Annotated in this window: 28 protein-coding genes and 1 pseudogene; 12 read left to right on the top strand and 17 right to left on the bottom strand. The window is 57.1% G+C overall.

Features of this window, described 5'->3' with window-relative positions:
• Nucleotides 1-48: 48 nt before the first annotated feature.
• From ABL922_RS03165 to ABL922_RS03135, 7 genes and pseudogenes are all read right to left on the bottom strand, one after another.
• Nucleotides 49-240: pseudogene (locus ABL922_RS03165) on the bottom strand (twin-arginine translocase TatA/TatE family subunit); the annotation flags it as partial.
• Nucleotides 241-308: 68 nt separating this feature from the next.
• The gene (gene scpB, locus ABL922_RS03160) at nt 309-941 is read right to left on the bottom strand and encodes an SMC-Scp complex subunit ScpB (protein WP_349022753.1); all 633 of its coding nucleotides are present in this window, start codon (nt 939-941) and stop codon (nt 309-311) included.
• Nucleotides 938-1,735, bottom strand: coding sequence for a ScpA family protein (locus ABL922_RS03155; protein WP_349022752.1), 798 nt, complete (start codon nt 1,733-1,735; stop codon nt 938-940). The genes scpB and ABL922_RS03155 overlap by 4 nt, the downstream gene beginning before the upstream one ends.
• On the bottom strand, nt 1,726-2,790 hold the full coding sequence (nagZ, locus tag ABL922_RS03150) for a beta-N-acetylhexosaminidase (protein WP_349022751.1): 1,065 nt from the start codon (nt 2,788-2,790) through the stop codon (nt 1,726-1,728). Before nagZ ends, ABL922_RS03155 begins: the two co-directional genes overlap by 10 nt.
• A gap of 190 nt (nt 2,791-2,980) precedes the next feature.
• Complete coding sequence (locus ABL922_RS03145) at nt 2,981-3,643, bottom strand: SPOR domain-containing protein (RefSeq protein WP_349022750.1); 663 nt, start codon at nt 3,641-3,643, stop codon at nt 2,981-2,983.
• A gap of 32 nt (nt 3,644-3,675) precedes the next feature.
• Nucleotides 3,676-5,403: an arginine--tRNA ligase gene (argS, locus tag ABL922_RS03140; RefSeq protein WP_349022749.1), complete on the bottom strand. Its 1,728-nt coding sequence runs from the start codon at nt 5,401-5,403 to the stop codon at nt 3,676-3,678.
• Nucleotides 5,404-5,511: 108 nt separating this feature from the next.
• Complete coding sequence (locus ABL922_RS03135) at nt 5,512-6,156, bottom strand: hypothetical protein (RefSeq protein WP_349022748.1); 645 nt, start codon at nt 6,154-6,156, stop codon at nt 5,512-5,514.
• Nucleotides 6,157-6,283: 127 nt separating this feature from the next.
• On the opposite strand from ABL922_RS03135, the gene ispH reads away from it, so the two are divergent.
• The 3 genes from ispH to rnhA are packed head-to-tail and all read left to right on the top strand — an operon-like array spanning nt 6,284 to nt 8,663.
• Nucleotides 6,284-7,255, top strand: coding sequence for a 4-hydroxy-3-methylbut-2-enyl diphosphate reductase (gene ispH, locus ABL922_RS03130; RefSeq protein ID WP_349022747.1), 972 nt, complete (start codon nt 6,284-6,286; stop codon nt 7,253-7,255).
• Nucleotides 7,255-8,223 carry a homoserine kinase gene (gene thrB, locus ABL922_RS03125; RefSeq protein WP_349022746.1) on the top strand — a complete coding sequence of 323 codons (969 nt, stop codon included), beginning with the start codon at nt 7,255-7,257 and terminating at the stop codon, nt 8,221-8,223. The genes ispH and thrB overlap by 1 nt, the downstream gene beginning before the upstream one ends.
• Nucleotides 8,223-8,663 (top strand): ribonuclease HI, encoded by a 441-nt coding sequence (gene rnhA, locus ABL922_RS03120; protein WP_349022745.1) that lies wholly within the window; start codon nt 8,223-8,225, stop codon nt 8,661-8,663. Before thrB ends, rnhA begins: the two co-directional genes overlap by 1 nt.
• Before the next feature lie 6 nt (nt 8,664-8,669).
• Here the strand turns inward: rnhA and ABL922_RS03115 are convergent, their stop codons facing one another.
• The 3 genes from ABL922_RS03115 to ABL922_RS03105 all read right to left on the bottom strand — a co-directional run bounded on the left by ABL922_RS03115 (nt 8,670) and on the right by ABL922_RS03105 (nt 11,001).
• The gene (locus ABL922_RS03115) at nt 8,670-8,843 is read right to left on the bottom strand and encodes a DUF1508 domain-containing protein (protein WP_298602498.1); all 174 of its coding nucleotides are present in this window, start codon (nt 8,841-8,843) and stop codon (nt 8,670-8,672) included.
• A gap of 77 nt (nt 8,844-8,920) precedes the next feature.
• Nucleotides 8,921-10,027, bottom strand: coding sequence for an FAD-dependent oxidoreductase (locus tag ABL922_RS03110; RefSeq protein WP_349022744.1), 1,107 nt, complete (start codon nt 10,025-10,027; stop codon nt 8,921-8,923).
• Nucleotides 10,024-11,001 carry an alpha/beta hydrolase gene (locus ABL922_RS03105; protein WP_349022743.1) on the bottom strand — a complete coding sequence of 326 codons (978 nt, stop codon included), beginning with the start codon at nt 10,999-11,001 and terminating at the stop codon, nt 10,024-10,026. Before ABL922_RS03105 ends, ABL922_RS03110 begins: the two co-directional genes overlap by 4 nt.
• Nucleotides 11,002-11,043: 42 nt before the next feature.
• Here ABL922_RS03105 and ABL922_RS03100 point away from each other — a divergent pair, with 42 nt between their 5' ends.
• The 7 genes from ABL922_RS03100 to ABL922_RS03070 all read left to right on the top strand — a co-directional run bounded on the left by ABL922_RS03100 (nt 11,044) and on the right by ABL922_RS03070 (nt 18,104).
• Nucleotides 11,044-11,517 (top strand): prepilin peptidase, encoded by a 474-nt coding sequence (locus ABL922_RS03100; protein WP_349022742.1) that lies wholly within the window; start codon nt 11,044-11,046, stop codon nt 11,515-11,517.
• 42 nt (nt 11,518-11,559) lie between these two features.
• Nucleotides 11,560-12,576, top strand: coding sequence for a Flp pilus assembly protein CpaB (cpaB, locus tag ABL922_RS03095; protein ID WP_349022741.1), 1,017 nt, complete (start codon nt 11,560-11,562; stop codon nt 12,574-12,576).
• A gap of 4 nt (nt 12,577-12,580) precedes the next feature.
• Complete coding sequence (locus tag ABL922_RS03090) at nt 12,581-14,200, top strand: type II and III secretion system protein family protein (RefSeq protein ID WP_349022740.1); 1,620 nt, start codon at nt 12,581-12,583, stop codon at nt 14,198-14,200.
• Between the two features lie 20 nt (nt 14,201-14,220).
• Entirely contained in the window at nt 14,221-14,802 is a 582-nt protein-coding gene (locus ABL922_RS03085; protein ID WP_349022739.1) for a CpaD family pilus assembly protein, read from the top strand.
• Nucleotides 14,802-16,061, top strand: coding sequence for a pilus assembly protein CpaE (locus tag ABL922_RS03080; RefSeq protein ID WP_349022738.1), 1,260 nt, complete (start codon nt 14,802-14,804; stop codon nt 16,059-16,061). Before ABL922_RS03085 ends, ABL922_RS03080 begins: the two co-directional genes overlap by 1 nt.
• Before the next feature lie 270 nt (nt 16,062-16,331).
• Nucleotides 16,332-17,084, top strand: coding sequence for a type II secretion system F family protein (locus tag ABL922_RS03075; RefSeq protein ID WP_349022737.1), 753 nt, complete (start codon nt 16,332-16,334; stop codon nt 17,082-17,084).
• A gap of 51 nt (nt 17,085-17,135) precedes the next feature.
• Nucleotides 17,136-18,104: a type II secretion system F family protein gene (locus ABL922_RS03070; RefSeq protein WP_349022736.1), complete on the top strand. Its 969-nt coding sequence runs from the start codon at nt 17,136-17,138 to the stop codon at nt 18,102-18,104.
• A gap of 55 nt (nt 18,105-18,159) precedes the next feature.
• Here the strand turns inward: ABL922_RS03070 and ABL922_RS03065 are convergent, their stop codons facing one another.
• Complete coding sequence (locus ABL922_RS03065) at nt 18,160-19,167, bottom strand: fumarylacetoacetate hydrolase family protein (RefSeq protein WP_349022735.1); 1,008 nt, start codon at nt 19,165-19,167, stop codon at nt 18,160-18,162.
• A gap of 98 nt (nt 19,168-19,265) precedes the next feature.
• Here ABL922_RS03065 and ABL922_RS03060 point away from each other — a divergent pair, with 98 nt between their 5' ends.
• Nucleotides 19,266-20,192, top strand: a complete 927-nt coding sequence (locus ABL922_RS03060) for a C13 family peptidase (protein ID WP_349022734.1) — start codon at nt 19,266-19,268, stop codon at nt 20,190-20,192.
• A gap of 8 nt (nt 20,193-20,200) precedes the next feature.
• Here the strand turns inward: ABL922_RS03060 and ABL922_RS03055 are convergent, their stop codons facing one another.
• From ABL922_RS03055 to ABL922_RS03030, 6 genes are all read right to left on the bottom strand, one after another.
• Entirely contained in the window at nt 20,201-20,755 is a 555-nt protein-coding gene (locus ABL922_RS03055) for a VOC family protein (protein WP_349022733.1), read from the bottom strand.
• A complete protein-coding gene (hppD, locus tag ABL922_RS03050; RefSeq protein ID WP_349022732.1) occupies nt 20,752-21,846 on the bottom strand; it encodes a 4-hydroxyphenylpyruvate dioxygenase in 1,095 nt (364 codons plus the stop codon). The genes ABL922_RS03055 and hppD overlap by 4 nt, the downstream gene beginning before the upstream one ends.
• 102 nt (nt 21,847-21,948) lie before the next feature.
• Complete coding sequence (locus ABL922_RS03045) at nt 21,949-22,407, bottom strand: MarR family winged helix-turn-helix transcriptional regulator (RefSeq protein ID WP_349022731.1); 459 nt, start codon at nt 22,405-22,407, stop codon at nt 21,949-21,951.
• Nucleotides 22,408-22,418: 11 nt separating this feature from the next.
• Nucleotides 22,419-24,569: a TonB-dependent receptor gene (locus ABL922_RS03040; RefSeq protein WP_349022730.1), complete on the bottom strand. Its 2,151-nt coding sequence runs from the start codon at nt 24,567-24,569 to the stop codon at nt 22,419-22,421.
• A complete protein-coding gene (maiA, locus tag ABL922_RS03035; RefSeq protein WP_349022729.1) occupies nt 24,566-25,198 on the bottom strand; it encodes a maleylacetoacetate isomerase in 633 nt (210 codons plus the stop codon). The genes ABL922_RS03040 and maiA overlap by 4 nt, the downstream gene beginning before the upstream one ends.
• A 3-nt stretch (nt 25,199-25,201) precedes the next feature.
• Entirely contained in the window at nt 25,202-26,062 is an 861-nt protein-coding gene (locus ABL922_RS03030; protein ID WP_349022728.1) for an ABC transporter permease, read from the bottom strand.
• 105 nt (nt 26,063-26,167) lie between these two features.
• Between ABL922_RS03030 and ABL922_RS03025 the strand changes: the two genes are divergently transcribed.
• On the top strand, nt 26,168-26,818 hold the full coding sequence (locus ABL922_RS03025) for a GcrA family cell cycle regulator (protein ID WP_349022727.1): 651 nt from the start codon (nt 26,168-26,170) through the stop codon (nt 26,816-26,818).
• Nucleotides 26,819-26,824: the final 6 nt, after the last annotated feature.

Below are 26,824 nucleotides of genomic sequence, written 5' to 3'. Positions count from 1 at the left end.
CAGCCCGAAATCAGGGGGTCAGATGGTCTTGTCGGCCTGTTTCTCGGCGTCGACCGTATCCCCCTGCGCAGCGTCGATACGCGGCGCAGGCTTGGCATCATCGTCTTCGGCCATGCCTTTTTTGAAACTTTTGATGCCCTTGGCGACATCGCCCATCATGTCCGAAAAGCGGCCCTTGCCGAACAGCAGCAGGATGATGATGCCGACGACCAGCCAATGCCAGATGCTGAAACTACCCATTTTCCAAACTCCTCGTGCGGGGTTTCCCCCAATCGCTGCGCCGATAGCAGCTATGTTGCTGAAAGGATTTAGGCGCTTTCGTCACCAATTTCCAGTTCGACGTCGCCTCCTTCGGGCAGATCGCCGCTTTCGATCGCCGAAAGCCCCTGCAATCCCTCCAGCGCAAGATCGACTGGATCGAGCAAGCCTGCCGCTTTCAGATCGGCAAGCCCGGGCAAATCGCGACGCGTAGCAAGCCCGAAATGCGTCAAAAACTCTCCGGTCGTCGCGTAAATCAAAGGCCGCCCCGGTACCTCGCGCCGACCGGCAGGGCGCACCCATCCTGCCTCCATTAACACGTCGAGCGTTCCCTTTGAAATCTGCACGCCGCGGATCGCCTCAATCTCGGCGCGGCTTACAGGTTCGTGATAGGCGATAATCGCCAGCGTCTCGACTGCAGCCCTGCTCAACTTTCGGCTTTCCTCACGCTCGCGGCGCAGCAGATGTGCGAGATCAGCCGCAGTCTGGAAGTGCCAGGTCTTACCGCGCTTGACGAGCTCTATGCCACGCCCCTGATAATGCTCCTCCAGTTTCGTCAGCGCATCGGCCACGTCCACTTCTTCGCCCACATAGGCGCGGATCTGTTCAACCGACATCGGGGCATCGGATGCAAAAAGCGTGGCTTCGACTGCTCGCACCGCCGGATCATGCTCAATCATCATATCCCTGCCCCCGCGCTCCGTTTCACCATCAACGGTGCAAAACTTGTTTCCTGCTGCAATTCCACCCTACCCTGCTTCGCCAATTCGAGCATGGCAAGGAAGCTGGACGCCAAAGCCGAGCGCCGCAGCGCCGGACTAGCATCTGGTGGAAGAAATACCTCCAGTTGCGTCCAATCGAGCGCATGGCCAAGCATCGCCGAAACCCGCTCCAGCGCTTCTTCCAATGTCATCACAGCACGGCGTTTGACCACATGCATCACAGGCGCGTTGCGCGCTTGCACCTGGCCGTAAGCCGACAGTAGTTCGAAGAAATCACAGTCCCACGCGGTGGTGCGCACCACGCGCAAGCCTTCGGGTGCACCACGCAGGAAAATATCGCGCCCGATCCGGTCGCGCGCCATCAGACGCGCCCCGCTTTCGCGCATCGCATTGAGCCGTTCAAGCCGCAATTGGAGCCGCAACGCCAGTTCTTCAGGCGACGGGTCTATCTCGGGGTCCTTCGGAAGGAGCAACGCCGATTTGAGATACGCCAGCCAGGCCGCCATCACCAGATAGTCAGCCGCAAGTTCCAGCTTCAAGGCACGGGCATTCTCGATAAAGCCCAGATATTGCTCGACCAGCTGGAGGATCGAAATCTGCCGCAAATCGACTTTTTGCGTCCGCGCGAGCGTGAGCAATAGATCGAGCGGCCCTTCCCAGCCATCGATGTCGATGGTCAGACGTTCGCTGTCGTCGGCGACCTCGAGCGGTGCGGTTTCGACCGCATCGAAATCAAGGTCGTCGTCTAGGCCCATGATGCACCCGTTTCTGCATGGGTCGCCTTTGAGTCCGCGAGATGCGCAGCCAGCCCGAGCAATTCGTCGCGCTTCGCAAGCACATGATCGAGCCGATGTTGGTCGAACGAAACCGAAGGAAGTGCCGACTTCGCTGCCTTCACTCTGCGCAGAGCTTCTTCGGAAATATCCGGCAACCTGTTTGCGATGGCCACCATCTCATCAAACCGACCCCAGCAATTGAGCGCAACATCGCATCCCGCAGCGATACAATCCACCGCATGCGTTGGCACGTCGCCTTTCAGCGCCTTCATTTCAAGATCATCGCTCATCAGCAGGCCGTCAAAGCCGATCTCGCCTCGGATGATCTCCTCAATCACCGTTGGCGACATGGTGGCACATCGCTCGCTATCCCAAGCGTCATAAACCAGATGCGCCGTCATCCCCATCGTCGCGCTATTGAGCGCGCGAAACGGCGCGATATCCTGTTCGAGTTCTTCGCGTGTTGCATGGACATGCGGTAGCTCAAAATGGCTGTCGACCACGGCGCGACCATGCCCTGGCATATGCTTGATCACGCCTGCCACGCCGCCTTTGTGCAAGCCATCGAGCACGGCCCGACCTAAGGCTGCAACACGCATCGGGTCAGATCCCATCGCCCGGTCACCAATTGCGGGCGTCGTATTGGGCACGCGCACATCGAGGACAGGCAAGTAATTGACCGTGATGCCAACCTCGTTCAGCACCAATCCCAGCGCTTCGGCATTGACCCGTGCGGCCTCGATCGCGGTCATGGCCGATATGTCGTACAGCGCATCAAAGGCGGAGCCGGGCGGGAAATCTGGCCACACCGGCGGCTGCATCCGCATCACCCGTCCACCTTCCTGATCGACAAAAATCAGTACGTCGTCACGGCCGTGCAGCGAACGCAATGAATCCGTAAGCGCACGCACCTGTTCTCGATCACGGATATTGCGCCGGAAAAAAGTGTATCCCACCGGATTTACTTCAGCGAACAGCGCGCGCTCATCGCTGGTCAGTTCTTCGCCGGACAGCCCGAATATGACTGGTTTCATGACTGGACCGAACTCCGAAATGGTCTCGCGGAAAAGGCTAGGTCAGCTTGGCTTCACTGACAAGCGCGTCGCCTAGCCTCAGAGGTGAATCCTGTGCAAAACAGGCAAAAAATGGGCCGTGGAGCGATGCCCCGCTCCACGGCCGAATATGCCTTCATCCCCCAATGAAGGCAAATCCGCCTTTCGGCGATTATTTGACCACCATGCAATTCTCGCCCGCAGCTTTCAGCTTGGCGCATAATTGCTGGGCCGCCGCCGGATTGGCAGCGACTGCCTGCAGTCGATAAACCTTGCGTCCGCCTTCGGCAGCACCTTCAGCGATGCGGCGGTTCAGCCCTGACAGGAAACCAAAGCGTTTGCCCATCGCAGCCCAGGCCTGATCGGCCTTGGCGGAGTCGCTGAATGCGCCGAGCTGGACGAAACCGGAGCCTGCGGGAGCGGGACCAGACTTAACCGGTGTTGCGCCCGGAGCTTGTTGCGGCGCTTGTGCGGCTGCCTTGGCCTTGGCAGGATCGATCGAGACTTCGACCTTCTTGCCCTCACTCGCGGCGAACGCAGAATCGCCTTCGCCCTCAAATTTCTTGCCTTCGCGGTCAGCGGGGGCGACTTTATAGTCGCCTTCCTGCGCCGCAATCAGCTCACCATTGCCCGAAGCGCCGCCCGACTGGTTGCGCTGAAGCCAGTAGATGCCGCCAACAATTGCCGCAAGAAGCGCCAACCCGGCCAAAACGAGCCCGGCGACTTTCAGCGGCGATGCGCTTTCTTCATATTCATAGCCGTCGGCGGTTTCGAGCCAGGGCAGACGATCGGGATCGTCAAGGCCCAAATCTTCGTCGCGATCGCTATCGGTCATCGCTTATATTCCCTCTGGTCACCTATACCGGGTTACATCTGCGTTGCGGCTTTAACACCCATCAATCGCAGCCCGTTTCGAATAACCTGCCCGACTTTATCTGCCAAGAAAAGCCTTGCACTGCTCAATTCTGGGGATTGTGCCAATATGAAGCGCTTGTCCGGCTGGTCGTTACCGAGGTTCCAATAGGCGTGGAAGGCTGCGGCCAGATCACCAAGGAAGAAGGCGATACGGTGCGGTTCGCCAGCTTTGGCGGCTGCCTCAACGATACGCGGTAGATTGGCGCATTCACGGATCAGTGCCAGTTCTTCGGAGCCGAGCAAATCGAGATGCTCGGCTCCGGGCTTAAAGCCCTCCTCCGCCTCTGCCTTACGCAGTGTAGAGCAGATACGGGCATGCGCATATTGCACGTAAAATACTGGATTGTCCTTCGACGCCTCGACCACCTTGGCAAAGTCAAAATCCATCTGCGCATCGGCCTTTCGCGTCAGCATCGTGAAGCGGACAACATCCTTGCCCACTTCGCGCACGACATCGGCGAGCGTTACAAAATTGCCCGCCCGCTTTGACATTTTGATCGGCTCCCCGCCGCGTAGCAGGCGCACCATCTGCACCAGCTTCACGTCGAATTCGACCTTGCCTTCGGTCAGCGCGATGACTGCTGCTTTAATGCGCTTCACCGTACCGGCATGGTCGGCACCCCAGATGTCGATCAGCCAGTCGGCGTCCTGTGCCTTCTGGAAGTGATAAGCCATGTCGGCCCCGAAATAGGTCCAGCTGCCATCCGATTTGCGGATCGGGCGATCCTGATCGTCGCCAAACTGGGTCGATTTGAACAAGGGTAGCGTCACCGGCTCCCAATCGGGATCGGGCTCACCCTTGGGCGGTTCGAGTTCGCCATCATAGACCAGCCCACGTTCGCGCAGAAAGGCTTCAGCCGCCTCGGGCTTCTTCGCGCGTTGCACTTCGGCTTCGGAGGCGAAGATATCGTGGTGAATGCCAAGCAAAGCGAGGTCCGAACGGATCATCTCCATCATCATCGCAACCGTGAATTGCCTGAAAGGAACCAGCCATTCAGACTCTGGCGCATCGACGAATTTGTCGCCATGTTCGGCAGCAAGTTTCTGCCCGACCGGAACCAGATAATCGCCGGGATACAGCCCTTCGGGGATGTCACCGATATTCTCACCCAGCGCCTCGCGGTAGCGCAAATGCGCCGAGCGAGCGAGCACATCGACCTGCCCGCCTGCATCGTTGACATAATATTCGCGCGTCACCTTATAGCCTGCAAATTGCAGCAAATTGGCCAGCGCATCGCCGACCACAGCCCCACGGCAATGGCCCATATGCATTGGGCCGGTGGGGTTGGCCGAAACATATTCAACATTGACGGTCTTACCGCTGCCAAGGCTGGAGCGGCCATAATCATCGCCTTGCGCTGCGATGGCCCGCAGTTCGCCAAGCCAGATCGATGCATCGAGTTTCAGGTTGAGAAAGCCGGGACCGGCAATCTCTACGCCCGTCACGCCCGCCACCTTTGCAAGCTCGGTAGCAATCGCATCGGCCAAAGCGCGCGGATTGGTGCCTGCGGGCTTTGCCAAAACCATCGCGGCGTTGGTGGCCAAATCGCCATGCGACGCGTCACGTGGCGGTTCGACCGTCACAGCCTTGCGGTCGAGACCGCCCGGCAGGACGCCAGCAGTTTCCAGCGCATCAAGCGCGCTGTTCAGATGGGCGGCAAATTGGACGAAGAGGGTCACTGGGTTCTTTTCCTGATTATAGGGATGCGGCTGCGCAAATCTTGCAGCCCCCTAGTCCATGCCACGGAAAAGAAAAAGGGGGCCAAGCGGCCCCTTTCGGGTCCGCCCTTATCGGGTCACATTATATCGGAGCTGGTCTTCGGTCAGCTGAAAGCCGAGGAGAAGTTCGAAACTGGAGCGCTGGATAGCCGCACGCACTTCGGGATCGGCCATCGGATCCAATGCCGCATCAGCGTCGCCGGGCTTGCGCTTCTTGGTCAGTTTTTGAACAATTTCAGGCGGCAATGCTGCCGAAGCGGGATCGATATAGGCGGCACCCTTACCTGTGCCCGATGCCCGATATTGGCCATCGGCAAAGTTCAGCGTCACTTGCCCGATCCGCTTTGCAACAACGGCGGTTCCACCCTGCACAACTGTGGAAAAATAAGGCAGCGTCACCGAACGCGCGCCGCGTGCATCACTTCGCCGGGCCTGAACTTCAAAATCGGCGACCGAATAGATTTTGTCTCCGCCGCTGTTGCACGACGGGCGAACCTTGGTGATCGACGCCACGACGTCAACCGAATCCGATGTCTGGGGAGCACCTTGCGCGAACAGCGTAATATCGCCGGTGCCGTCTGCCACAGCAACCGTCGGGCAACCTGTGCGTGTTGCAGTAACACCGACGCCCGATGAGACGTCCAACTCCCCGTCGCCCGCACAACCAGCCAAAGCCAGCGCCAGAAGGGAAGCGGAAATTGCGGTAATTCTCATCAGGGTGAAATCCTCTTGGGGCTATGGCTTGCTAGCCGTTTGATGCGTCTTTATCGGCGAGCACAATACAGTGCAACAAGGGAAAGGCCTTGGCCATTGGCTCCGGATTACCTAAATGACATTGCGCATGACTGAACAAACCGAACTCCGCCCCCGTCTCGACATCCTGCTTGCTGCCCCGCGCGGCTTTTGCGCAGGTGTGGACCGCGCCATCCAGATCGTCGAACAGGCGCTAGAACGCCACGGCGCGCCGATCTATGTGCGGCATGAGATCGTGCACAACAAATTCGTCGTCGACAGCTTGAAGGCCAAGGGCGCGATCTTTGTCGATGAACTCGATGAAGTGCCTGCCAATGCGCATGTGGTGTTTTCAGCGCATGGCGTTCCGAAATCGGTGCCAGCAGACGCCCAGAACCGTGGCCTCGCCTATTTCGACGCCACCTGTCCGCTTGTTTCGAAAGTGCATCGTCAGGCGGAGCGTCAGGTCGAGGCAGGCCGCCATATTCTCTTTATCGGCCATAAAGGCCATCCCGAAGTGGTCGGAACATTTGGCCAGGTGGCTGATGGTGCGATGACTTTGGTTGAAACCGAGGAAGATGCGGAAAAATTACAAGTTTCGGATCCCGCAAATCTCGCATTTCTGACGCAAACGACGCTGTCGGTTGATGATACGGCGGAGATTGTAGCCATCCTGCAACGGCGTTTTCCGGCGATTGTCGGGCCGAAAGGCGAGGATATTTGTTACGCAACATCCAACCGGCAGGCAGCGGTCAAGGCAATTGCCAATCAGTGCGATCTGGTTCTGGTCATTGGCGCTCCAAATAGCTCCAACTCGCTCCGGCTGGTTGAGGTTGCGGAAAGAGCGGGCACTCCGGCGCGTCTCGTCCAGCGGGCAGAAGAAATCGATTTCGCCTGGTTGGACGGCGTAACGACCTTGGGCATCACGGCAGGTGCTTCGGCACCCGAAGTGCTGGTCCGGCAATTCATCGCCCGCATTTCCGAACAATATGATGTCCGCGAAAATCAGGTTGTGACAGCCGAGGAGAGCATCACTTTCAAGCTTCCCCGCGAACTTGCAACGGCTGCTGACGCGGCCTGATGGCGGTCTATACGCAAGTCAGCGCCGAGGCAGCAGCGCAATTGCTGGCACGCTATGATGTGGGAAAGCTCGTATCGCTGAAAGGCATCGCCGAGGGAGTGGAAAACAGCAACTACCTGCTGGAAACCGACCGTGCGCGCTTCATTCTGACGCTCTACGAAAGCCGCGTCGACCCGGCGGACTTGCCTTACTTCCATAATCTGCTGGCGCATTTGCATGCGGCTGGCTGTCCAGTGCCGCGTTTTATAGACGATCGGGACGGCCGATGGCTGCAAGATGTGAGAGGCAAAGAGGCCTGCCTGATCGAATTCCTCCCCGGCATATCGGTATCTGAGCCAACGCCAACACAGGCAGCAGCCGTCGGTAAAGCACTTGCCAAAATGCATATGGCAGTGGCGGATTTTCGCGAATTGAAGCCCAACCCGCTTGGGCAGAGCAGCTGGAAAGCACTGTTTGACCAGTGTGACCAAACCGCCGCAAATGCTTTGCAGGCCGGATTTGCTGGTGAAATCGCGCGGGAATGCGACTGGTTGTCTGAAAACTGGCCGCCGAATTTACCTCAATGTGCGGTCCATACCGATTTGTTCCCCGATAATGTCTTGATTCGGGGCGATCAGGTCGGCGGGCTGATCGATTTCTATTTCGCTTGTACCGATTTCCGGGCCTATGATCTGGCGGTGACGCATGCTGCATGGAGCTTTACCGCCGACGGGCAGAACTACCTCGCCGACATTGGCCGCGCGCTTCTCGATGGCTATTGTGAGGTCGTCCAGCTCACCGGCGATGAAAAGCAGGCGTTCCCTGCCCTCGCCCGCGGAGCCTCGCTTCGCTTTCTGCTCACACGGCTGTACGACTGGATCAACACGCCCGCCGACGCCATGGTGACACGCAAAGACCCGCTGGCCTTTTATTATCGGCTGAATTTTTACAGAAATGCCGAAAGCAGTGCATTGTTCGGGGCGGTGTAATGAAGAAAGTCGAAATCTTCACTGATGGTTCTTGTAAGGGTAATCCCGGGCCCGGAGGCTGGGGGGCGGTTATCCGTTACGGCAAGCATGAAAAGGAAATATCAGGCAGCGATCCCGATACGACCAACAACCGCATGGAAATGACCGCAGCCATCAACGCGCTCAATCTGCTGATAGAACCGTGCGCCGTCATTCTGCATACTGACAGTAAATATGTGCTCGGCGGCATTACCAAATGGGTGGAGGGCTGGAAGCGCAATGGCTGGAAAAACGCCTCGAAACAGCCTGTGCGCAACGCCGACCTATGGCACGATCTGATCGAAGCCGTCGCACGTCATCAGGTCGAATGGGTGTGGGTCAAAGGCCATAATGGCCATATCGAGAATGAACGCGCGGACCGGCTGGCCAGCGATGCCGCCGCCTCAGCCGGAACGCGGTGACAAAATTCAGCCTTCGCGGGTTTCTGCGCCGGGCCCGTTCTTTTGGATCGACTCGATGGCGTTTTTGGCTGAAGCCTTGCTCTTATAGCCTTCGGTCCAGAAAATCGTTTCGCTGTTATATTTGAAATAGGCGACATACTCGCCCGCCTTGTTTTGCTTGATTTCAAAATAATGGGCCATGGTTCCTCCTTATCGCTCAGCCTTAAGTGGTCAAACTATCAAGTTGGCAATCTGGCGCAAGGCAAATGCATGTAAATTTAGCGGAAACGGTCAGTAGAATAGAGAGCCGGAACAATTTCGAAAGGCAGTTCGCGCTGTAACAGCAAAGCTGCGGCAAGTTGAGCAACCGCGGGAGCGGTCTGGATGCCAAACCCGCCCTGGCCTGCAAGCCAGAAAAACTGCTCATTTTGCGAGTCGCGTCCGATAACCGGCTTTCTGTCCGGTGCGAAGCTGCGCAGGCCTGCCCATTTGCGTTCGATACGCACGACGTTCCAGTCAACCACTTGCTCGAACCGATCGAGCGCTATCGCAACCTCAAGCTCTTCGGGCGCAGCATCGCAGGGGGGAGTCGCTATTTCGTCATGCGGACTAAGCCATAGCCGCCCACCCGCATCGGGTTTAAAATAAAAGCTGCCATCAAGCCCGACCACGAGCGGCAATTCCGCAGGAGCCGACGGAGCAACCTCAATTTGTATCATCGTGCGCCGAAAGGGTTGAATATCGAGTTTTCGTATTTGGGCCAGTTGAGCTATTTCATCGGCCCATGCACCGGCCGCGTTGACCACCATCTGCGCTACAAAACCCCCAGCAGCCGTTTCGATCTTCCAATAGCCACCGGTGAAATTTAGCGCTCGGACTGGAGCCCTGCACACAATCTCGCAGCCAAGTCGACGAGCCGAAGAGAGATAGGCCTGATGCAAAGCAGCAACATCAATATCGCAGCAGTCCGGTTCCCACATTGCGATGTCCCAACCGTCTCTGCGTCCCGAAAGATACTCATCGATTGCCTTTTTTGGCAGTCGTTCCAGTGCCACAGAGCTTGCCGCAAAATTGGTCTGCAGCTCTTCGGCGGCGGCCTGGTTCTCAACCGTACCGATATGCAGCGCACCACGCGGACTTAAAAAGCCGCGGTCAGAAAAATCCGTTGGCGGAGTGGCCAGAAATGCTTGGGAGGCCGTCGTCAGCGGCTGGATTGCAGGACCGCCATAGGTCTCGCTCCAGAAGGCGGCGGAACGGCCGGTCGAATGGTAGCCGGGAAACTCCTCCGCCTCGATAAGCAAGACTGATTTTTCGGCCGCAATTTCGGCTGCAAGGCTGGCGCCGGCCATTCCGGCTCCAATGATGGCAACGTCAAACTGGCTCATAATTTTGGCGCGTGACGATCAAAAAAAGTGCTGATAGCCGACAGGCATTTGTCGCGCACAGCATCTGTTTCGCGCAAAAGTTCGTGCGCGGCTTCGTTTCCAAACAGCACAAGCTCACTGTTTGGAAGTCTTTTGGCATCCTGGATCACGCGCTTGGTATCAACCAGCCGGTCTGCAGTGGTTGCCATCAACAGCACCGGTAATGTCACTCCCTCCAGAACATCTGGCGCAGTCAGCTGCCTGGTCGAGGCAATCGCCCTTTCGACCCAGTGCCAGCTTGGCGGCCCTAATCGCACGTCGGGGCGTTTCTCCCACCAATACAGCTCGTCTGCATAGCGTTGGGAATCATGAGTCAGGATTTTCGAACGTACATTAAGAGGCGAGCCCGGCTTTTCTCCCTCTTTCCACGCCACCCGGTTGGGATCGCCCAGTGCGCGCATCAGCTTAGCTACGGCATGGTGCACCGCATAGGGCAGGCCCATTGTTTGGATTCCGAGCATGGGCGCCGACAAGGCGACAGCTGCCGGATCTATCGCCTTTTCGCACAAAGCACGCATCGCCAAATGACCGCCCATACTGTGCGCGACCACGACATGAGGCCCGGGGGAATGCAGCTTCCACTTGCCCCAAAAGTCCTTCAAATCAGCAATCCAGGTGGAGAAATCATCGATATGCCCGATATGCGAATCCGGCAGCAATCGCCCTGATCCACCCTGCCCGCGCCAATCAATTGCGGTTACGTGCCAGCCCAAACGGGCAAAATGGTCAAGCATTTCGAGATATTTCTCATAATGATCGCCCCGACCCGGCAGAAAAAGCATCGATCCGCGCGTTTCGGTTTCGACGCCGCCAATGCAGTTTACTGCGGGCCAATCGACGCGCCGAATCCGCCAATTGTCGGGTGCGATCCAGAATCCTTCTCGCGCATATGAAGGGATGGATCGCCTTATCGTTTCCGTTTGGGCTTCGGGCATGGTTACCTTTTGGAAAGCTCTGATGGTTAACAGGGTGGCAATATGGACCAGAATTATTTCGCTTACGCGCTGCTTGGCGGCTTGGCAATTGGCCTACTGGTGTCGATCTATTCGGACATACGCCACCGGCTTATTTACAATTCAGTGACGGCGTCGATCGCCCTGTCAGCACCCCTATACTGGCTTGCTACGGGTACGTTTGGCTGGCCGGAGATCGCTTATTATCTTGGCGCAGGAATCCTCACTTTTCTGTTCTTTGCCCTGTTTTTCCACTTCGGAATGATGGGTGGCGGTGATGTGAAATTGTTCGGCGCGGTGGCGCTTTGGTTTCCACCACTGGTCGTATTGAAGTTCCTTTTCAACGCCAGCCTGCTCGGCGCGTTGGTAACCATAATTTTCTACATCATTCACAAGATACGAAAAGGAAGCGGTCAGGTCCGCGTTCCATATGGCGTCGCAATTTCGCTCGCCGGCCTTTGGTGCGCCGGTGAACAGTTTTTTAACCATTTTAGGTGATTAGCTGTCTCATTCAGGGGACCGTTCAGGAGCTTGTTCGTCATGGATAGGAAAAAAGTAATCTTGCTGGTCTGCGCGCTGCTTATAGCCGTAGTCACCGCCTTCATGGCGCGAAGCATGTTTTCAGGCGGGGGTGCGCCCAAAGCGGTGGCACAGATACCCGTGGTCACTGGCCCGAAGGTCATCGTAGCAACGCGCGCATTGCCAGTCGGAACCATTCTGACGGCAGACAGCCTACGCTACCAGCCTTGGCCTGAAGAGCTGATCGAAGAAGCCTACTTCATAAAGAAGGATGGCGAGCCTGACCAGACGACCAATTTGGTCGGTACCGTCGTGCGCAATCCGATTACAGCCGGACAGCCGATCACCCAGGGTTCGCTTGTCGCGCCTGGCGATCGCGGCTTCCTTGCTGCGGCACTTGGGCCCGGCATGCGCGCGGTATCCGTTCCTGTCTCTACGCTCACTGGTGTTTCCGGCTTTGTCTTCCCCGGCGACCGTGTGGACTTGGTTCTGACCCAGAATGTCAACGGCGCAGGCACTGGCCAGCCACTGAAAGTGTCGGAAACCATCATCCGCAACCTTCGCGTGCTGGCTACCGATCAGCGCTCGACACCCTCTGTCGATGAAAAGGGCAACAGCGTACCTTCAAAGTATAAGCTGGTTACCATTGAGGTGACGCCACGTATCGCGGAGAAGATTGCTGTCGCGCAGACAATCGGCACGATCTCTCTTTCTCTCCGTTCGCTCGCCGACAACGCCGCCGAACTCGAAATGGCGCTGGCATCGGGCGATGTGAAAGTGCCCAATGGGGCAACGGCCGAGGAAGAAGAAAAGTTCCTCGCATCGGTTCAGAAGCAACCGACCGCTGGCCCCAGCACCTATGCAACAGGCGGCGACGTTTCACGCTTCCAGCGCAGCAGTGTTCCCGCAATCACACCTGTGCAGATCGCGACCGAAGCTGTGAAGGTTGAAAGGCAAATCGAACAGGTTCGCCGTGGCAGTGTCGTTCGCGTGTCTCGCGCAGGTGCTGTCCAAGAAGTCAATGTGGACCGGAGGTAGTATAATGACCATCAAATCACTCATGAAAGCCGGTGCCGCAGCAATTTTTTTCGCCGCATCGATTTCCACCGCAGCTAACGCGGCGCCCGTAAAGGTCGAACCTGCCGCATCGAAAACCGGTGGACGCCTGATCGTTCTTTCGGTCGGTCGTGGCGAGCAGATCAACCTCGGTTCTTCGGTATCTGACGTTGTCGTGTCGAACCCGACGATCGCCGATGTTGACGTTCGCAGCCCCCGCCAGATCTACATTCTGGCGAAGGGCCCCGGCGAAACTACGGTCTATGCAACAGATGCTGCTGGTCGGACCGTGTATTCAGCAACCGTTCGCGTCGGCAACAATCTCGACTCGATCGATCAGATGCTACTGCTGGCCATGCCCGAGGCCGATATCAAGGTTTCGACCATGAACGGTGTGGTATTGCTAACCGGCACTGTAGCCCAGCCCGAAGACGTCCAGGAAGCCGAAATGCTGGTTCAGGCCTTTATCGGCGACCAGACCAAAGTCGTGAGCCGACTGAAGACGGCAGTGCCTTTGCAGGTCAACCTGCAGGTCCGCATCGCCGAAGTCAGCCGCTCGCTGGCGAAGGAAATCGCATCCAACTTCAAGACACGCGACAATGATGGCAATGGCCTTGTCTTTGGTGTCGGACGTGGCCGCAACGTGGGTACGATCGGTGATCTCGACACTTCCGGGCTTCCGCGTCTGGACGCATCGTCGCTTTATGGGTTGCCAGCTGGCTCGATTTCGCTGCCCTTCAACCCTGCAACGGGCCAATTCATCACGGGTGGAACGCAATATACGTTCAATAACCCGGTCGGTAGCAATGTGTTAAACCTTGCAGGCAAACTGTTTGGTATCGACGTGGCAGCCGCGTTCGATATCGCCGAGCGTGCTGGACTTTCTACTACGCTCGCTCAGCCGAACCTGACTACCATTTCGGGTGAAACCGCCGAATTTCTCGCGGGTGGACAGTTTCCGATCCCTGTTGCCGACAATTTCGGTTCGGTCTCCGTACAGTTCCGCGATTTTGGCGTCAGCTTACGCTACACGCCAACCGTTCAAGCTGACGGCCGCATCCTTTTACGCGTCCGTCCGGAAGTCTCCGATATCTCGTCGCAGGGCGCTGTTCGTATTGCAGGTACCGAAATTCCCGCAATTACTACGCGTATGGCAGAAACCACCGTCGAACTTGGCTCGGGCCAAAGCTTCATGATTGCCGGTCTGCTCTCCAACTCGGCAAACACCTCCGTCGACAAATATCCCGGGTTGGGCGATGTCCCAGTGCTCGGCGCCCTGTTCAAGTCGAACGGATGGAAGCGCAATGAGACCGAACTGGTCATCGTCGTAACGCCTTATCTGGTGAAGCCGGTTTCGGAATCAGAAATCAAGCTGCCAACCGATGGCTACAACACACCGAGCGATCTGGAGCGTATTCTACTGAATAAGACCGCATCCAATCTATCTGGTTCGACCGATCGACCGATGCCGACACTGGCTCCTGACGATGTGAAGGGCCCTGAATTTGGCACAGTTAGCGAGGCCGCGCCGGCAATAAGCCCGAAGCAGGCCAAGAAAAACCAAACCGGTGAAGCAGGGTCAGCGCCCGGCTTCAGCTTCAATTGAGCGACGTGAGGAGCATGAACATGCGTGCAAAACTGATTTTGACGGCAACTTTGGCCTTCACGCTCGCCGGATGCGGCGCAACCGGCTCGAATACCTCAATGTATTCGACCAACCAGCCAGTGGTACAGCGCAGCAACTATGCCCTCGACGTCAATGTCGATGGGACAAGCGGGCTTTCGCCGTTCGAACAAAACCGCATCGCAGAATGGTTTGAGGCGATGAAGGTGCGATTTGGAGACCGCATCGCTGTGGACTTTGGCGATAGCTATCCCGACGCTGCTACAAAGCAGGCGGTGGGCGACCTGGCGGCCAAGCACGGATTGCTTTTGAGTGAGACAGCGCCAGTCACGACTGGCAGTGTAGCACCTGGTACTGCCAGGGTCGTTGTAACACGCTCGGCTGCTAGCGTTCCTAATTGCCCGAATTGGACCAAAACGACCGAGGCAAACTACAACTCCAGTAACCATCCCAATTATGGGTGTGCAGTAAACAGCAATATGGCTGCGATGGTTGCTGATCCTGAAGACCTTGTCCGTGGTCGCGAATCCACCCCTGAGAACAGCCGTGGTGGATCACGCAAGAAAGCTGGAGGCGCAAACTAATGAACGCACCATTTAAAAGTGTTTCGGCTGGCGCCCGAGATCCGTTCACAGCCTATGTCTGCGATGACCTAACCCTCGATGTTGTGCGCACAGTGTGCGATGACATGGGTTGGCCGCAAGAAAAAGCCTTCAAGGGTGGCTTGCGCAACGCCGTCCAATCGCTGTCGGTGTCGGCAAGCCCGCAGATTCTGCTGGTTGACCTGTCAGAATCGGGGGATCCGATTTCGGACATCAACGGACTGGCAGAAGTTTGCGAACCGGGAACGGTTGTCATCGCGATGGGCCAAGTCAATGATGTCCGCCTTTATCGCGATCTGATGCTCTCTGGCTTGCAGGATTACTTGCTCAAGCCGGTCAGCCCGGATGCGCTGCGTGACGCAGTCACCCATGCACAGATGATCCTCAACGCGCCCAAGCATGATGACGGCGCAAAGGAACATCCGCATCTGTCGACTGCTATAATCGGCACGCGTGGCGGCGTCGGCGCTTCAACGATAGCAACCTCGATCGCCTGGTTGCTGTCTGAACGCATGGGACACCTCACCGGCTTTCTTGATCTTGATGTCCACTTCGGAACGGGCGCGCTTGCGCTTGATCTGGAACCGGGGCGTGGCTTGACCGACGCGATCGACAATCCGAGCCGCATTGACGGGCTCTTTATTGAGCGCGCGACGATTAAGGCCAACGACAAGCTATCGATCCTTTCAGCTGAAGCTGCGATCAGCAGCCCGATCATGACTGACGGTTCTGCTTTCTTCCAGCTCCAGGAAGAATTCAGGGCAGCGTTCGAGAATACCGTCATCGATTTGCCACGGAGCATGCTGATCGCCTACCCGCACTTGTTGCACGACGTAAACGTTGCGGTGATTGTCTGCGAACTGACTCTGGCTTCTGCGCGCGACGCCATTCGCCTGCTTGCTTGGCTGCGTGCGAATGCGCCATCTTGCCAGACCATCGTTGTTGCGAACAAGGCTCAAGCCGGTGGTATCGAGATTTCGCGCAAAGACTTCGAGAGCTCCATCGAACGCAAGATAGACCTCATCATTCCGCTCGATGCCAAAGCGACCGCGCAAGCAGCCAAGCTAGGTAAACCACTGGTCGATTCAGTTCGGTCAAGCAAGGTTGCGTCTGGTATTGTAGCGTTGGCCGATATGATAAAATCAACAGGCGCCGCTGCAGAAGAAGCGATTGAGACAAAAGCGGAATCGTCAAAAAAATCTATGATGGCCGGCTTCAAATCGTTGTTGGCAAAAAAATAACACTCAATTGCCATATCGGTTTTCCAGCCGGGAAATTGATTGGGGCAGAGGCGGTAAGAAATGAACAATCTGGTTCTAATTCTCGGTTTTTTGGTTTCGCTAAGCCTTCTGGCATTTGCGTTCGCCGGACCCGCAACTGGAAAAGCGGCAAGCCGACGTCTCAGCGCCGTAAAAATCCGCCATTCGGACTCGGTGGACGCAAAACTCGAGCAGCAAATGCGCAAAGCTGTTGCTGCACGGCGTCCAATCATGTTCACCGAGGGAACGAAAATGAGCGCCGCCGACAGGCTGCGGCTTCGCCTCCAGCAGACCGGCAAGAAATGGGCACTAAACCAGTATCTTTACGTCAGCGGCGGAATTTTCATCGCCCTCTTCGGAATATTGACGATCAAAGGCGCGCCCGTGTTACTGGCAATTGGTGGGGCAACATTTCTTGCGCTGGCAGTACCGCATTTTTCCGTCAGCTACTTGATCGGCAAACGCATCACCAATTTCACCGCAAAGTTTCCGGAAGCAATCGAATTGCTTGTGCGCGGTTTGAAATCTGGGCTTCCGGTTGGTGAAACGCTGGGCGTTGTTGCCCGCGAAATTCCTGGTCCAGTCGGAGAAGAATTCAAGATCGTTACCGAGAAAATCAAGATCGGCAAGACCATGGAAGATGCTTTGCAGGATACCGCAGACCGTTTGGGTACACCCGAATTCCAGTTTTTCGTAATCACCCTTGCCATCCAGCGCGAAACCGGCGGCAATCTGGCCGAAACGCTTTCGAATCTGGCCGATGTGTTGCGCAAGCGCGCGCAGATGAAACTCAAAATCCGGGCCATGTCATCCGAATCAAAGGCGTCTGCCTACATCGTAGGCTCGTTGCCCTTTATTGTTTTCGGTCTCGTCTGGTCCGTGAACCCCGAATATCTCTCCGGCTTTTTTGTCGAACAACGCCTGATGATAGCCGGCATGATTGGTCTGGTCTGGATGGGCATCGGCGTTGGCATCATGGCCAAAATGGTCAGCTTTGAAATCTAAGGGACAGGACAGAGAAAGATGAATAGCGCTCAACCTCCTGGCCCTGAAATCATGGGCATTGATGTCATGTGGGTAGCCACGTTGATGACTGCGATCGCCAGTTTTGCGGTAATCCTCGCGATCTATGCTGCGGTCACAGTTCGCGATCCGATGGTCAAACGCGTTAAGGCACTCAACGAACGCCGTGAACAGTTAAAGGCCGGTATTTCGGCGTCGACTGCGAAGAAGCGTGCCAAGTTGGTTCGCAACACCGAAACGACCGACAGAATGCGCCAAATGCTGTCGTCGCTAAAGGTGTTGCAGGATGACCAGATCAAGGTTGCGCAGCAAAAGCTTGCTCAGGCGGGCATCCGTCGCAAGGAGCTAGCGGTCGCAATCATTTTCAGCCGGCTGGTGGGACCAATCGTGCTGGGTGGCGGCGCTGCGCTCTGGATTTACGGGATGGGTGGGCTCGCCGACTGGACAACGTTCAAGCGTTTTGCTGCGTTCGCTAGCCTTACCATTTTGGGCTACAAGGCTGCTGACATCTATCTCGGCAACCTGATCCAGAAGCGCACCGATGCGATCCGCAAGGGTCTTCCCGATGCGCTCGACTTGCTCGTCATTTGTGCCGAAGCCGGCCTGACGGTCGACTCTGCTTTCAACCGGGTAGCCAAAGAATTGGGGCGTGGCTTCCCTGAACTTGGCGATGAGTTTGCACTTACTGCGATCGAATTGGGCTTCCTCACCGAACGCCGCATGGCATTCGAAAACCTCGCCTACCGCGTCGATCTCGATTCGGTTAAGGGCGTTGTAACGACCATGATCCAGACCGAAAAATATGGTACGCCGCTTGCGTCAGCGCTGCGTGTGCTCTCGGCCGAGTTCCGTAACGAGCGCATGATGCGTGCCGAAGAAAAAGCTGCCCGTCTGCCAGCGATTATGACGGTGCCGCTGATTCTGTTCATTCTACCGACACTGTTCATCGTGATCCTTGGCCCCGCGGCCTGCTCGATCAGCGATGCCTTCATCAGGAAATAAGCAACCAATCTAACCAAAGAAAAAGGCGGGAGTAACATCCCGCCTTTTCGTTGTTTCAGGCTGCAACCACCTGCTGCTCGATAACCCCGAACATCGGATGATGCTTTTCATCCTCCATCCAGATGCGAACGGTGTCGCCGGGTTGCATGAAGGGCGTTTGTGGCTTGCCCTGCTGGATGGTCTCAATCGTTCGTACTTCTGCGAGGCAGCTATAGCCAAGTCCGCCCTCCCCAATAGGCTTACCTGGGCCGCCATTGGCATCGCGGTTCGATACAGTGCCTGAACCGATGATGGTTCCAGCCGTCAGGTTGCGCGTTTTGGCCGCATGGGCGATGAGCTGACCGAAATCGAAGGTCATATCAACACCCGCATCTGCGCGACCCAAAGCCTGGCCATTCAGATCGACGCACAATGCACCATGCAGCTTTCCACCATCCCAGCGAGCACCAAGCGTTTCGGGTGTGACGAACACTGGCGAGAAAGCACTTGCTGGTTTTGACTGAAAGAAACCAAAGCCCTTGGCAAGTTCGTCAGGGATAAGGCCTCGCAACGACACATCGTTGGTAAGGCCGACGAGCCGTATATAGTCCCTCGCCTCTTGCGCACGCACACCCATCGGAACGTCGCCTGTGACAACCACGACTTCCGCTTCCATGTCACATCCCCATGCGACATCGCCCAGAGGAATATCCTCGCGTGGCCCAAGAAAACCGTCCGACCCTCCTTGATACATAAGTGGGTCGTGCCAAAAGCTGTCTGGCATTTCCGCACCGCGCGCCTGCCGGACGAGTGCGACATGGTTCACATAGGCCGATCCATCGGCCCATTGATAGGCACGCGGCAGCGGCGATGCGGCATCATGTTCGTGGAATCGCTCGCGCGGGATGACCCCATGTTCCAGATCGGTCGCCAACGCTTCAAGCTTGGGCGCGATCCTGTCCCATTCATCCATCGCCGCCTGAAGCGTGGCGCAGATATGTGAGGCACCGGCATACCAGGCGAGGTCATTGGAAACGACCACCAGCTGGCCATCGCGTCCGGATTTCAAAGAAGCAAGTTTCATAGTGGCATCCTGTTTTGGTGTTTCATCATGGCCGGATTAGGGACTTGCAGCAATCGCTATATCCTGCCTAAATTGTCGAAATTGGGGAGACAGAGGTTATGCGGTGGAAGACGTTGGCCGCCACGCTTTTCGTTGCAACCGCGATGGCCGGTCCGTCGACCAGTCAGGTCGGTTTCAACAACCGTGAGGCGGCCGAAAATGGCTGGTCGATGGAGCAGAACCGCAGTGCGGCATGGCACTTTGCGCAGCATCGACGGCTGTCCTCTGCGCTCGGCACGTTGCAGCCCCAAAGGCAAGGCATCATTGATGCCTATGTGGTTTCGATCGGGCTCGATTCCGATCCGGTTTTCGGGCGCGAAGCAGGCGAAACACAGAAAGTGCTGACCCGGCGCTATGGTGCGACTGGACGGTCTATCTTTCTTGCTGCGGGTGCTGGCAATGAAACGATCGGGACGCCACAGGGTTCGCCATCCAATCTGGCGACGTCGCTGGCGGCGGTCGCGGCGAAAATGAATGTGAAGGAAGATGTGCTCGTCCTCTTTGCGACAACGCATGGCGACCCCAAACTCGGGCTGGTCTATCGTGACGGCAACAATGCGGTCGGGATGATTGCGCCAAAGCGCCTTGCCAAATTGCTTGATGATCTTGGGATTGAGCGCCGCCTGATCATCCTGTCCGCCTGCTTTTCGGGCGTTTTCGTGCCTGCACTCAACGGCGACCAGTCGGTGATCGTCACCGCCGCCTCGTCGCAACGGACATCCTTCGGCTGCAATCCCGGCAATGACTGGACATTCTTCGGCGATGCCTTCGTCAACACGGCGTTGCGCAAACCGCAAAATCTTGAAAAGGCCAATGATGAGGCTCGGTCTTTGATCACCTTGTGGGAAGCAGGCCAAGGCCTCGTTCCTTCGGAACCGCAGATTTTCATTGGCGACAAAGCGCGCGCTTGGCTCGATGCGCTGGAAGCGCGCATGCCCAAGACCGAAACGCCCAAAGTCGGGCGCGCCGCCAACCAAACGACCTGACCGCACGGTTATTCGGACGCTTCGATCGGTTCCTTGTGCAGCCATTCCGCATGGCGGGGGGCTGTCTTGGTCTTGCTCCAGTCATCGAGCATCATCGGAGCGACGCGTTTCAACTCTGCATATTGCTCCTGGGTGCCGATGTCGCAGGCCAGTTCAAGCCGATGGCCATTGGGGTCAAAGAAATAGATCGAGCGGAAAATGCCGTGAAAGGTCGGCCCGATCACATCGATGCCGAGCGCCTCGATATGCGCCTTCGCCGCCTTCAGCGTGTCGAAATCGGCGACCTTGAATGCCAGATGCTGCACCCAGGCCGGGGTCTTTTCATCACGGCCCATTTCGGGCTGGTTGGGCAATTCAAAGAACGCCAGCACATTGCCACCGCCGCATTCGAGGAAGATGTGCATATAGGGATCATATTCGCCGGTTGACGGTACATGATCCTCGGCAAAGGCAGTCGTGTAGGTGAAGCCCAGCACGCGGGCATACCATTCGACCGTCTGTTTCGCGTCCTTGCAGCGATAGGCGACGTGATGGATGCGGTCTGTTTTGAACGGGACGCTCATTCGGCCACCTCCAGCACGCCGCGTTCGATCTGGTCGCGTTCGATGCTTTCGAACAGCGCTTTAAAATTGCCCTCGCCAAAGCCTTCGTCGCCGCGGCGCTGGATGAATTCGAAGAAGACCGGGCCGATTTCAGGCTGGGCAAAGATCTGCAACAGCAGGCGTGGCGTGCCGCCTTCGGTGGTGCCATCAAGCAAGATACCGCGTGATTTGATGGCATCCACGGGCTCGCCATGTCCCGGCAAACGCTGGTCGAGCATCGCATAATAGGTGTCGGGTGGCGGGGTCATGAAGGTGACACCAAGCTTTTTGAGATTATCCCAGCAAGCAAGCAGATCGTCACAGATCAGCGCGATGTGCTGGATACCTTCACCATTATAGGCGCGCAGATATTCCTCGATCTGGCCGCCACCGGCCTTACCTTCTTCATTGAGCGGGATGCGGATCTTGCCATCGGGCGCGGTCATCGCTTTTGAGGTGAGGCCGGTATATTCGCCTTTGATGTCGAAATAGCGTATTTCGCGGAAGTTGAAGATCCGCTCATACCAGGCCGCCCAATGCGCCATGCGGCCGCCATAGACATTGTGCGTCAGGTGATCGATCGACTTGAAACCGGCGCCGACCGGGAAATGCTCGACGCCAGGCATATAAACAAAATCGATGTCGTAGATCGACAGCGCATCGGGATATTCGAGCGTAGCATAGCGATCGACCAGATAGATGAAGGCGCCGCCAATGCCCTTGATCGCGGGGATGCGCAGTTCCATGACGCCGGTCTTGCTTTCGACCGGTTCGGCACCGCGTTCGAGGGCTTCCTTATAGGCCTTGGCCGCATCCTTGACGCGGAAGGCCATGCCGCAGGCCGAGGGGCCATGTTCGGCGGCGAAGTAAGCCGCGGGGCTGCGCGGTTCGTAATTGGCAATCAGATTGATCTCGCCCTGCCGCCAGAGGTGCACATCCTTTGAACGATGCTGGGCGACGCGGGTGAAGCCCATGCTTTCGAAGACGGGTTCGAGGTTGCCCTTTTCAGGGGCGCTGAATTCGACAAATTCGAAGCCATCAAGGCCGAGGGGGTTTTCAAACAGATCGGGCATGAGAAATCATCCAGAGATAACTGACCTATGTTCGGGGATCCCGAATCCCGTAGATAGTATCAATTGAAACCAGTTTGCGCAAGCGCGCATACCAAGGCGTGGTCAATCCGTCTTGCGCTCCATCTCGCTCACCCGCGCGCGCAGCTTGGCAAGCAGCGCCGCGAGTTGCGCCGCCTCTTCATTGCCCAATATGCCTTCAATCTCCGATTCGACGGAGAGCGCCAGCGGGACGATCTGGTCGTATAATTCTTTACCCACCGCAGTCAGCGCCAGATGGTGCGAGCGACCGTCGGTTTCGTTAGGCGCGCGCCCGATCAGCCCTCGTTCGTCCAAGGCCTTGGAAGCACGATTGACCGTCACCTTGTCCATCTGCGTCGCCGCGACCAGTTCGCGCTGGGTCGCGCTCCCCTTCTCCCCCAGCACCGCCATTACCCGCCATTCGGGGATTTTGAGGCCGAAGCGCCCGCGATAGCTGCGCGCGATCAAGTCGCTCACTGCGTTCGAGGTTATCGACAGCTGGTAGGGCAGGAATTCGCCAAGGGTCAGTTTGGAGCGGGTCATGGATTTATTCTCTAGGGTATCGCAAAGTGCACGCCAAGCCAGATAGACCGCGGGGAAGCCCTCTCGATAATGCCGTTACTGTTGGCCGCCTCAACTCGCGCGTTGAACAGGTTTTCCGCCCGAAATTCAAACCCAAGTTTATTTTGGATTGGTTCCCAGCGCAGAAATCCATCCAAAGTCAGTGCAGCTCGCAATTTCTGCGTGTTGAGATCATCCTCATACTGACGGCCTGTATAGCGCAATTTTATACCTGCTACCCATTGCACAGTTATGTTGCTCCAATCGAGAGAGGCAAAGGCGGAATGCTTCGGCACTTGCGCGGGTCTTAACCCATCGAGAAACAAAGAAGGGCCTGCCCCCCTGACGGCGGCATCCACATAGCTATAAGATGTCGTCAGATTCAGGCGATCAATGAGGAAATCCAGATTAAAATCCGCCGAAGCCTCCACCCCTTGGGACCGGATTGAAGGAAGATTTTGCCGCTGCTGATAGATACCAGCAGCAGACACAAAACCCACACCCGGAAACAGCCCCGGTCCACGACCCAGTGTCACGTTGGCGACGGCATTATCCAGCCTGTTGTGAAAAGCAGTCAGCGACAGGTCTAAACCAAATTTGTCAGTCGCATAAACATCCGCGTTCAGGCCAAGCTCCACACCTTTAACATTTTCAGGCGACAAAAGTTCATTCGCAGCGGTTGCATTCGCACCCACGCGAAAAGGGCGGTAGAGCTCGTTCAACGTCGGCAACCGCCAGCCAGAATAGACCGCGCCGCGCAGATTCAATCCCGTTAAAGCATCCCACTTAAAGCCAAGCCGTCCGGAAATTTCATGGCCTGATCGGTCCGCAAAAATGTCATTTGAACGAACCGCCCCTGCCAAGGGGGCGGCAAGTTCCGTCTCCAAACGAAAACCATTGTTGATATTCCAGCTATCGACCCGTCCACCAAGCGTTACGATGACGACAGGGTTAAGTTCCAAAGATGCATCGCCGAACAGGCCCAATATGGTGCTGCTCCCGCCTGCCCGCCTGCTTCGCTGCGGAGTGCCAGCAATGAAATTGCTGTTTTCCCTTGTTTCGCCGCTAACCGCCCGCAAATCGGCACCCAAGCGAAGTTCAATGCCGTCATTGCTGGGAGGTCGCAGTTCAAATTTAGCGCCCCAGCCAGTCGATGGAACATTAAATTGATCAAGGGTAAGGCTCACAGAGTTGCGGTCATTTGCCACTGCCCCGAACCGGTTGTTAAATCCGCGCATCTGCAAATAGGCCAGCATAGACCAACGCCAATCGCTGGCTTCTGAAACCAGCCTTACACTTGCGTCAACACCATCATTCTGACTCTCGCTGAAATCGAAGCCTCTGTCCCTGCGGTCAGAAAACCCCCGCAGATTGGCCTGCATTTCAAGGCTGTTGTTCAGCGGCAATATGGCGCGAACTGCACCACCAAATTGGCGATAGGATGCGCCGCGATCAATTGCACCGCGCTGCGCCGCTAAGATCGGAACGAAACCATCGCTTTGCGCATAGCTGCCGGATAATGTGACATGCCCGACACCAAGCGAACGTTTCAAAACCGCCTTTCCATCAACGCTGTTGAAACTGCCATATTGCAGGCGCGCATCGAATTCTTCTTCGGGGTCATAAAGGCCGCTATTGATATCATTGCTGACCAATTCCAATTGCCCCGCAATCGCGCCAGCACCTGCAGTCACACTCCCGCCACCCTTGACAAGCCGGGCAGAACGCAGTGCCAATGCGTCATAACCGGGCCATGAAACCCAGCCGCCAAAAGGATCCGCCTGTGGTACATCGTCCAAGGTTATCAGCAAACGTGACGAGGCATTCCCCCCAAGCCCGCGCAGCGTTACGCCCTGGCTTGTGGGATTGGCCGACCGCGCATCGCTACGCCGGAATTGTTGTAGGCCGGGAATGTCCCGCAGTAGATTTTCTACTCGCTCCGGCTGTCTTTCGTCCAATTTAATGGCGACAACTTCAAGCGCATTATCCCCGAGAGGCGGACGCAGGCCGGTAACGACGATAGTCAGCGGCGGCGGCGGCAAAAGTGAGGGAAGATGTTCCTCATATTCTTCAGCTTCTTCTTGAGCGTAAGCAGGCGCAATGGTCAGGGCCGACAGCGACAGGAGCGACAGCAATTGCTTCATTCCGGCTTCACCGCCTCCGGTGCCGCCTTGGCAAAAGCCTCCATCTCGCGCAGCGCGGCATCGATCCGCACCAGTTTCGGAAAAGCCTCCAACGGCGTTTCAAACCGGCGGGCATTGGCCATCTGCGGCACGAGGCAGACATCGGCTAGGTTGGGTTGCACGCCGCCGAACAGGCCGGTTTCGGGGGCCATTGCCTCCAGCGCGGTAAAACCTTCGACGATCCAATGCCGATACCATTCCGTCACCGCCACATCATCGGCGCCGAATTGCGATTTCAACCGGCCGAGCACGCGCAGATTGTTGAGCGGGTGAATGTCGGCTGCGATCACCAGCGCCTGCGCCAGCGTCTTTGCGCGCTCTGCCGGATCGGAGGAGACCATCGGCGGATCGGGATAGTTGGCATCCAGATAGTCGATAATCGCCAGGCTCTGTGTCAGATCATGCCCGTCGATCGACAGCATCGGGACAAAGCCCTGCGGGTTGCGCGCGACATAGTCCGGCTTTTTGTGCGAGGCGTCGAGCAGGTCGGTGGGCACTGATGTGTAGGCCACGCCCTTCAGGTTCAGCGCTATACGAACACGATAGCTGGCGGACGAGCGCCAATAATCGAAGAGGATGATGTCGGACATGGCCTAGCTCCGCAGCTTCCAGCCCGAGCGGAGCAGCGCATAAGCGATAATGCCCAAAGTCAGATTGATGCCGAGCAGCAACAATCCGCCGAACAGCACGGGGCTGTCCGCATTGCCGATAAAGCCATAGCGGAAGCCAGAAATCGCATAGAAAAACGGGTTGGCGTGGCTTACCGCCTGAAATGCCGGAGACAGCTTGTCGACCGAATAGAAAGTGCCTGAAAGCAAGGCCGCCGGTGCCACCACGAAATTGCCGATGGCGGCTGCATGGTCGAATTTTTCGGCCCAGATCGAAGTGATCACGCCTATGAGCGCCAGCAAAGTTGACCCCATCAGGCCGAACCAGATGACCGCCCCATAATGCGCTGGCGTAACGCCCACTCCCGGCCAAAGCGCCATCGCCAGCCAGACTGCAAAGCCCACGAGAATGGCGCGGGTGACTGCTGCGCCAACCATCGCGATCAGCAATTCAAGGTTCGACAGTGGCGGCATCAGATAGTCGACAATCGTCCCCTGAATCTTGCCGACCAGCAACGAGAAGCTGCTGTTTGCAAAACTGTTTTGCATCATCCCCATGATGATCAGCCCCGGCGCGATAAAATCGGCAAAGGGCACGCCCAGCACCGAAGGCTTCACCCCGCCCAGCGCAACAGTGAATATGATCAGGTAAAGCAGCGTCGTGATCGCAGGTGCCCAGATCGTCTGCAACTGCACCTTCATGAAGCGGCGCACTTCTTTCAGATACAGCGTTTTCAGGCCGATCCAGTTGACTGTGCGGATCAGGCGCACCGACGGTTCGGGTTGAATTTCGGCCGGTGTCGCACTAGATGGGACAGGGTCGATTGAATTGTTCTGGATAGTCATCGCACAATCGACTATCGGCTTGCCCCTTGCGCGGCAAGGCGCTTTTATATCTAATTGCAACAAGCGCCGCTTTCACGCTGCTTGGCAGAATGTTTGGAGTTTTCGATGTCCTGGACCGACGAACGGATCGACCGCCTGAAAACCATGTGGGAAAAGGGCCTGACCGCCAGCCAGATTGCTGACGAGCTGGGTGGCGTCAGCCGCAATGCCGTGATCGGCAAGGCGCACCGCCTTGGCCTCAAATCGCGCCCGTCGCCGGTGAAGGCCAATGATGGCGAAGTCAAGCCCGCGCCCAAGCCTAAGGCAAAGCCGGTCGAAAAAGCCGCTGCTCCGCGCGCATCCGCGCCGACTTCAGGCTCGACCGAACGCGTCATTCCTGCTTATTCGACACCCAGCGTCGCGCAACCGCGCACGGATATGCCCAAGATCGTCTCGATCGGCCCCGGCGGCTTCATGCGCCAGGGCCCCGGCGACCAGCAGGCGCCCATTCCCCCTGCCCCGCCGCGCCGTCTGGTTCCGGCCAAGCCGAGCCCCGAAATTGCCGACAAGACCAGTCTGCTCGATCTGAACGAGCGCGTTTGTCGCTGGCCGATGGGCCATCCCGGCGAACCGGACTTCCATTTCTGCGGCGTCGCGGTGAACCCCGGTTTCCCCTATTGCGTCGAACATTGCGGCCGTGCCTATCAGGCGCAATTGCCGCGCGGCGTTCGCCGCCCGCCCCCGCCGATGCCCTTTGGCGGCCCGCGCGTCCGCTGATCGCAG

This window comes from Sphingorhabdus sp. (assembly GCF_040079335.1).
In the GTDB taxonomy this organism is placed as follows: Bacteria; Pseudomonadota; Alphaproteobacteria; order Sphingomonadales; family Sphingomonadaceae; genus Sphingorhabdus_B.
The sequence above is the reverse complement of the archived record's forward strand: the minus strand, read 5'-3'. Positions and strand labels throughout refer to the sequence as shown.

What these genes read in the sequence shown, in the direction of transcription:
- ABL922_RS03135 (WP_349022748.1), bottom strand. Translation starts at nt 6,156, where the DNA reads ATGAGAATTACCGCAATTTCCGCTTCCCTTCTGGCGCTGGCTTTGGCT.
- ABL922_RS03040 (WP_349022730.1), bottom strand. Translation starts at nt 24,569, where the DNA reads ATGAAGCAATTGCTGTCGCTCCTGTCGCTGTCGGCCCTGACCATTGCG.
- ABL922_RS03145 (WP_349022750.1), bottom strand. Translation starts at nt 3,643, where the DNA reads ATGACCGATAGCGATCGCGACGAAGATTTGGGCCTTGACGATCCCGAT.
- ABL922_RS03045 (WP_349022731.1), bottom strand. Translation starts at nt 22,407, where the DNA reads ATGACCCGCTCCAAACTGACCCTTGGCGAATTCCTGCCCTACCAGCTG.
- ABL922_RS03155 (WP_349022752.1), bottom strand. Translation starts at nt 1,735, where the DNA reads ATGGGCCTAGACGACGACCTTGATTTCGATGCGGTCGAAACCGCACCG.
- ABL922_RS03060 (WP_349022734.1), top strand. Translation starts at nt 19,266, where the DNA reads ATGCGGTGGAAGACGTTGGCCGCCACGCTTTTCGTTGCAACCGCGATG.
- ABL922_RS03115 (WP_298602498.1), bottom strand. Translation starts at nt 8,843, where the DNA reads ATGGCCCATTATTTTGAAATCAAGCAAAACAAGGCGGGCGAGTATGTC.
- ABL922_RS03075 (WP_349022737.1), top strand. Translation starts at nt 16,332, where the DNA reads ATGAGCGCCGCCGACAGGCTGCGGCTTCGCCTCCAGCAGACCGGCAAG.
- ABL922_RS03070 (WP_349022736.1), top strand. Translation starts at nt 17,136, where the DNA reads ATGGGCATTGATGTCATGTGGGTAGCCACGTTGATGACTGCGATCGCC.
- cpaB (WP_349022741.1), top strand. Translation starts at nt 11,560, where the DNA reads ATGGATAGGAAAAAAGTAATCTTGCTGGTCTGCGCGCTGCTTATAGCC.
- ABL922_RS03090 (WP_349022740.1), top strand. Translation starts at nt 12,581, where the DNA reads ATGACCATCAAATCACTCATGAAAGCCGGTGCCGCAGCAATTTTTTTC.
- ABL922_RS03080 (WP_349022738.1), top strand. Translation starts at nt 14,802, where the DNA reads ATGAACGCACCATTTAAAAGTGTTTCGGCTGGCGCCCGAGATCCGTTC.
- ABL922_RS03105 (WP_349022743.1), bottom strand. Translation starts at nt 11,001, where the DNA reads ATGCCCGAAGCCCAAACGGAAACGATAAGGCGATCCATCCCTTCATAT.
- ABL922_RS03100 (WP_349022742.1), top strand. Translation starts at nt 11,044, where the DNA reads ATGGACCAGAATTATTTCGCTTACGCGCTGCTTGGCGGCTTGGCAATT.
- ABL922_RS03065 (WP_349022735.1), bottom strand. Translation starts at nt 19,167, where the DNA reads ATGAAACTTGCTTCTTTGAAATCCGGACGCGATGGCCAGCTGGTGGTC.
- scpB (WP_349022753.1), bottom strand. Translation starts at nt 941, where the DNA reads ATGATGATTGAGCATGATCCGGCGGTGCGAGCAGTCGAAGCCACGCTT.
- thrB (WP_349022746.1), top strand. Translation starts at nt 7,255, where the DNA reads ATGGCGGTCTATACGCAAGTCAGCGCCGAGGCAGCAGCGCAATTGCTG.
- ABL922_RS03025 (WP_349022727.1), top strand. Translation starts at nt 26,168, where the DNA reads ATGTCCTGGACCGACGAACGGATCGACCGCCTGAAAACCATGTGGGAA.
- nagZ (WP_349022751.1), bottom strand. Translation starts at nt 2,790, where the DNA reads ATGAAACCAGTCATATTCGGGCTGTCCGGCGAAGAACTGACCAGCGAT.
- ABL922_RS03055 (WP_349022733.1), bottom strand. Translation starts at nt 20,755, where the DNA reads ATGAGCGTCCCGTTCAAAACAGACCGCATCCATCACGTCGCCTATCGC.
- ABL922_RS03030 (WP_349022728.1), bottom strand. Translation starts at nt 26,062, where the DNA reads ATGACTATCCAGAACAATTCAATCGACCCTGTCCCATCTAGTGCGACA.
- ABL922_RS03085 (WP_349022739.1), top strand. Translation starts at nt 14,221, where the DNA reads ATGCGTGCAAAACTGATTTTGACGGCAACTTTGGCCTTCACGCTCGCC.
- rnhA (WP_349022745.1), top strand. Translation starts at nt 8,223, where the DNA reads ATGAAGAAAGTCGAAATCTTCACTGATGGTTCTTGTAAGGGTAATCCC.
- ispH (WP_349022747.1), top strand. Translation starts at nt 6,284, where the DNA reads ATGACTGAACAAACCGAACTCCGCCCCCGTCTCGACATCCTGCTTGCT.
- ABL922_RS03110 (WP_349022744.1), bottom strand. Translation starts at nt 10,027, where the DNA reads ATGAGCCAGTTTGACGTTGCCATCATTGGAGCCGGAATGGCCGGCGCC.
- maiA (WP_349022729.1), bottom strand. Translation starts at nt 25,198, where the DNA reads ATGTCCGACATCATCCTCTTCGATTATTGGCGCTCGTCCGCCAGCTAT.
- hppD (WP_349022732.1), bottom strand. Translation starts at nt 21,846, where the DNA reads ATGCCCGATCTGTTTGAAAACCCCCTCGGCCTTGATGGCTTCGAATTT.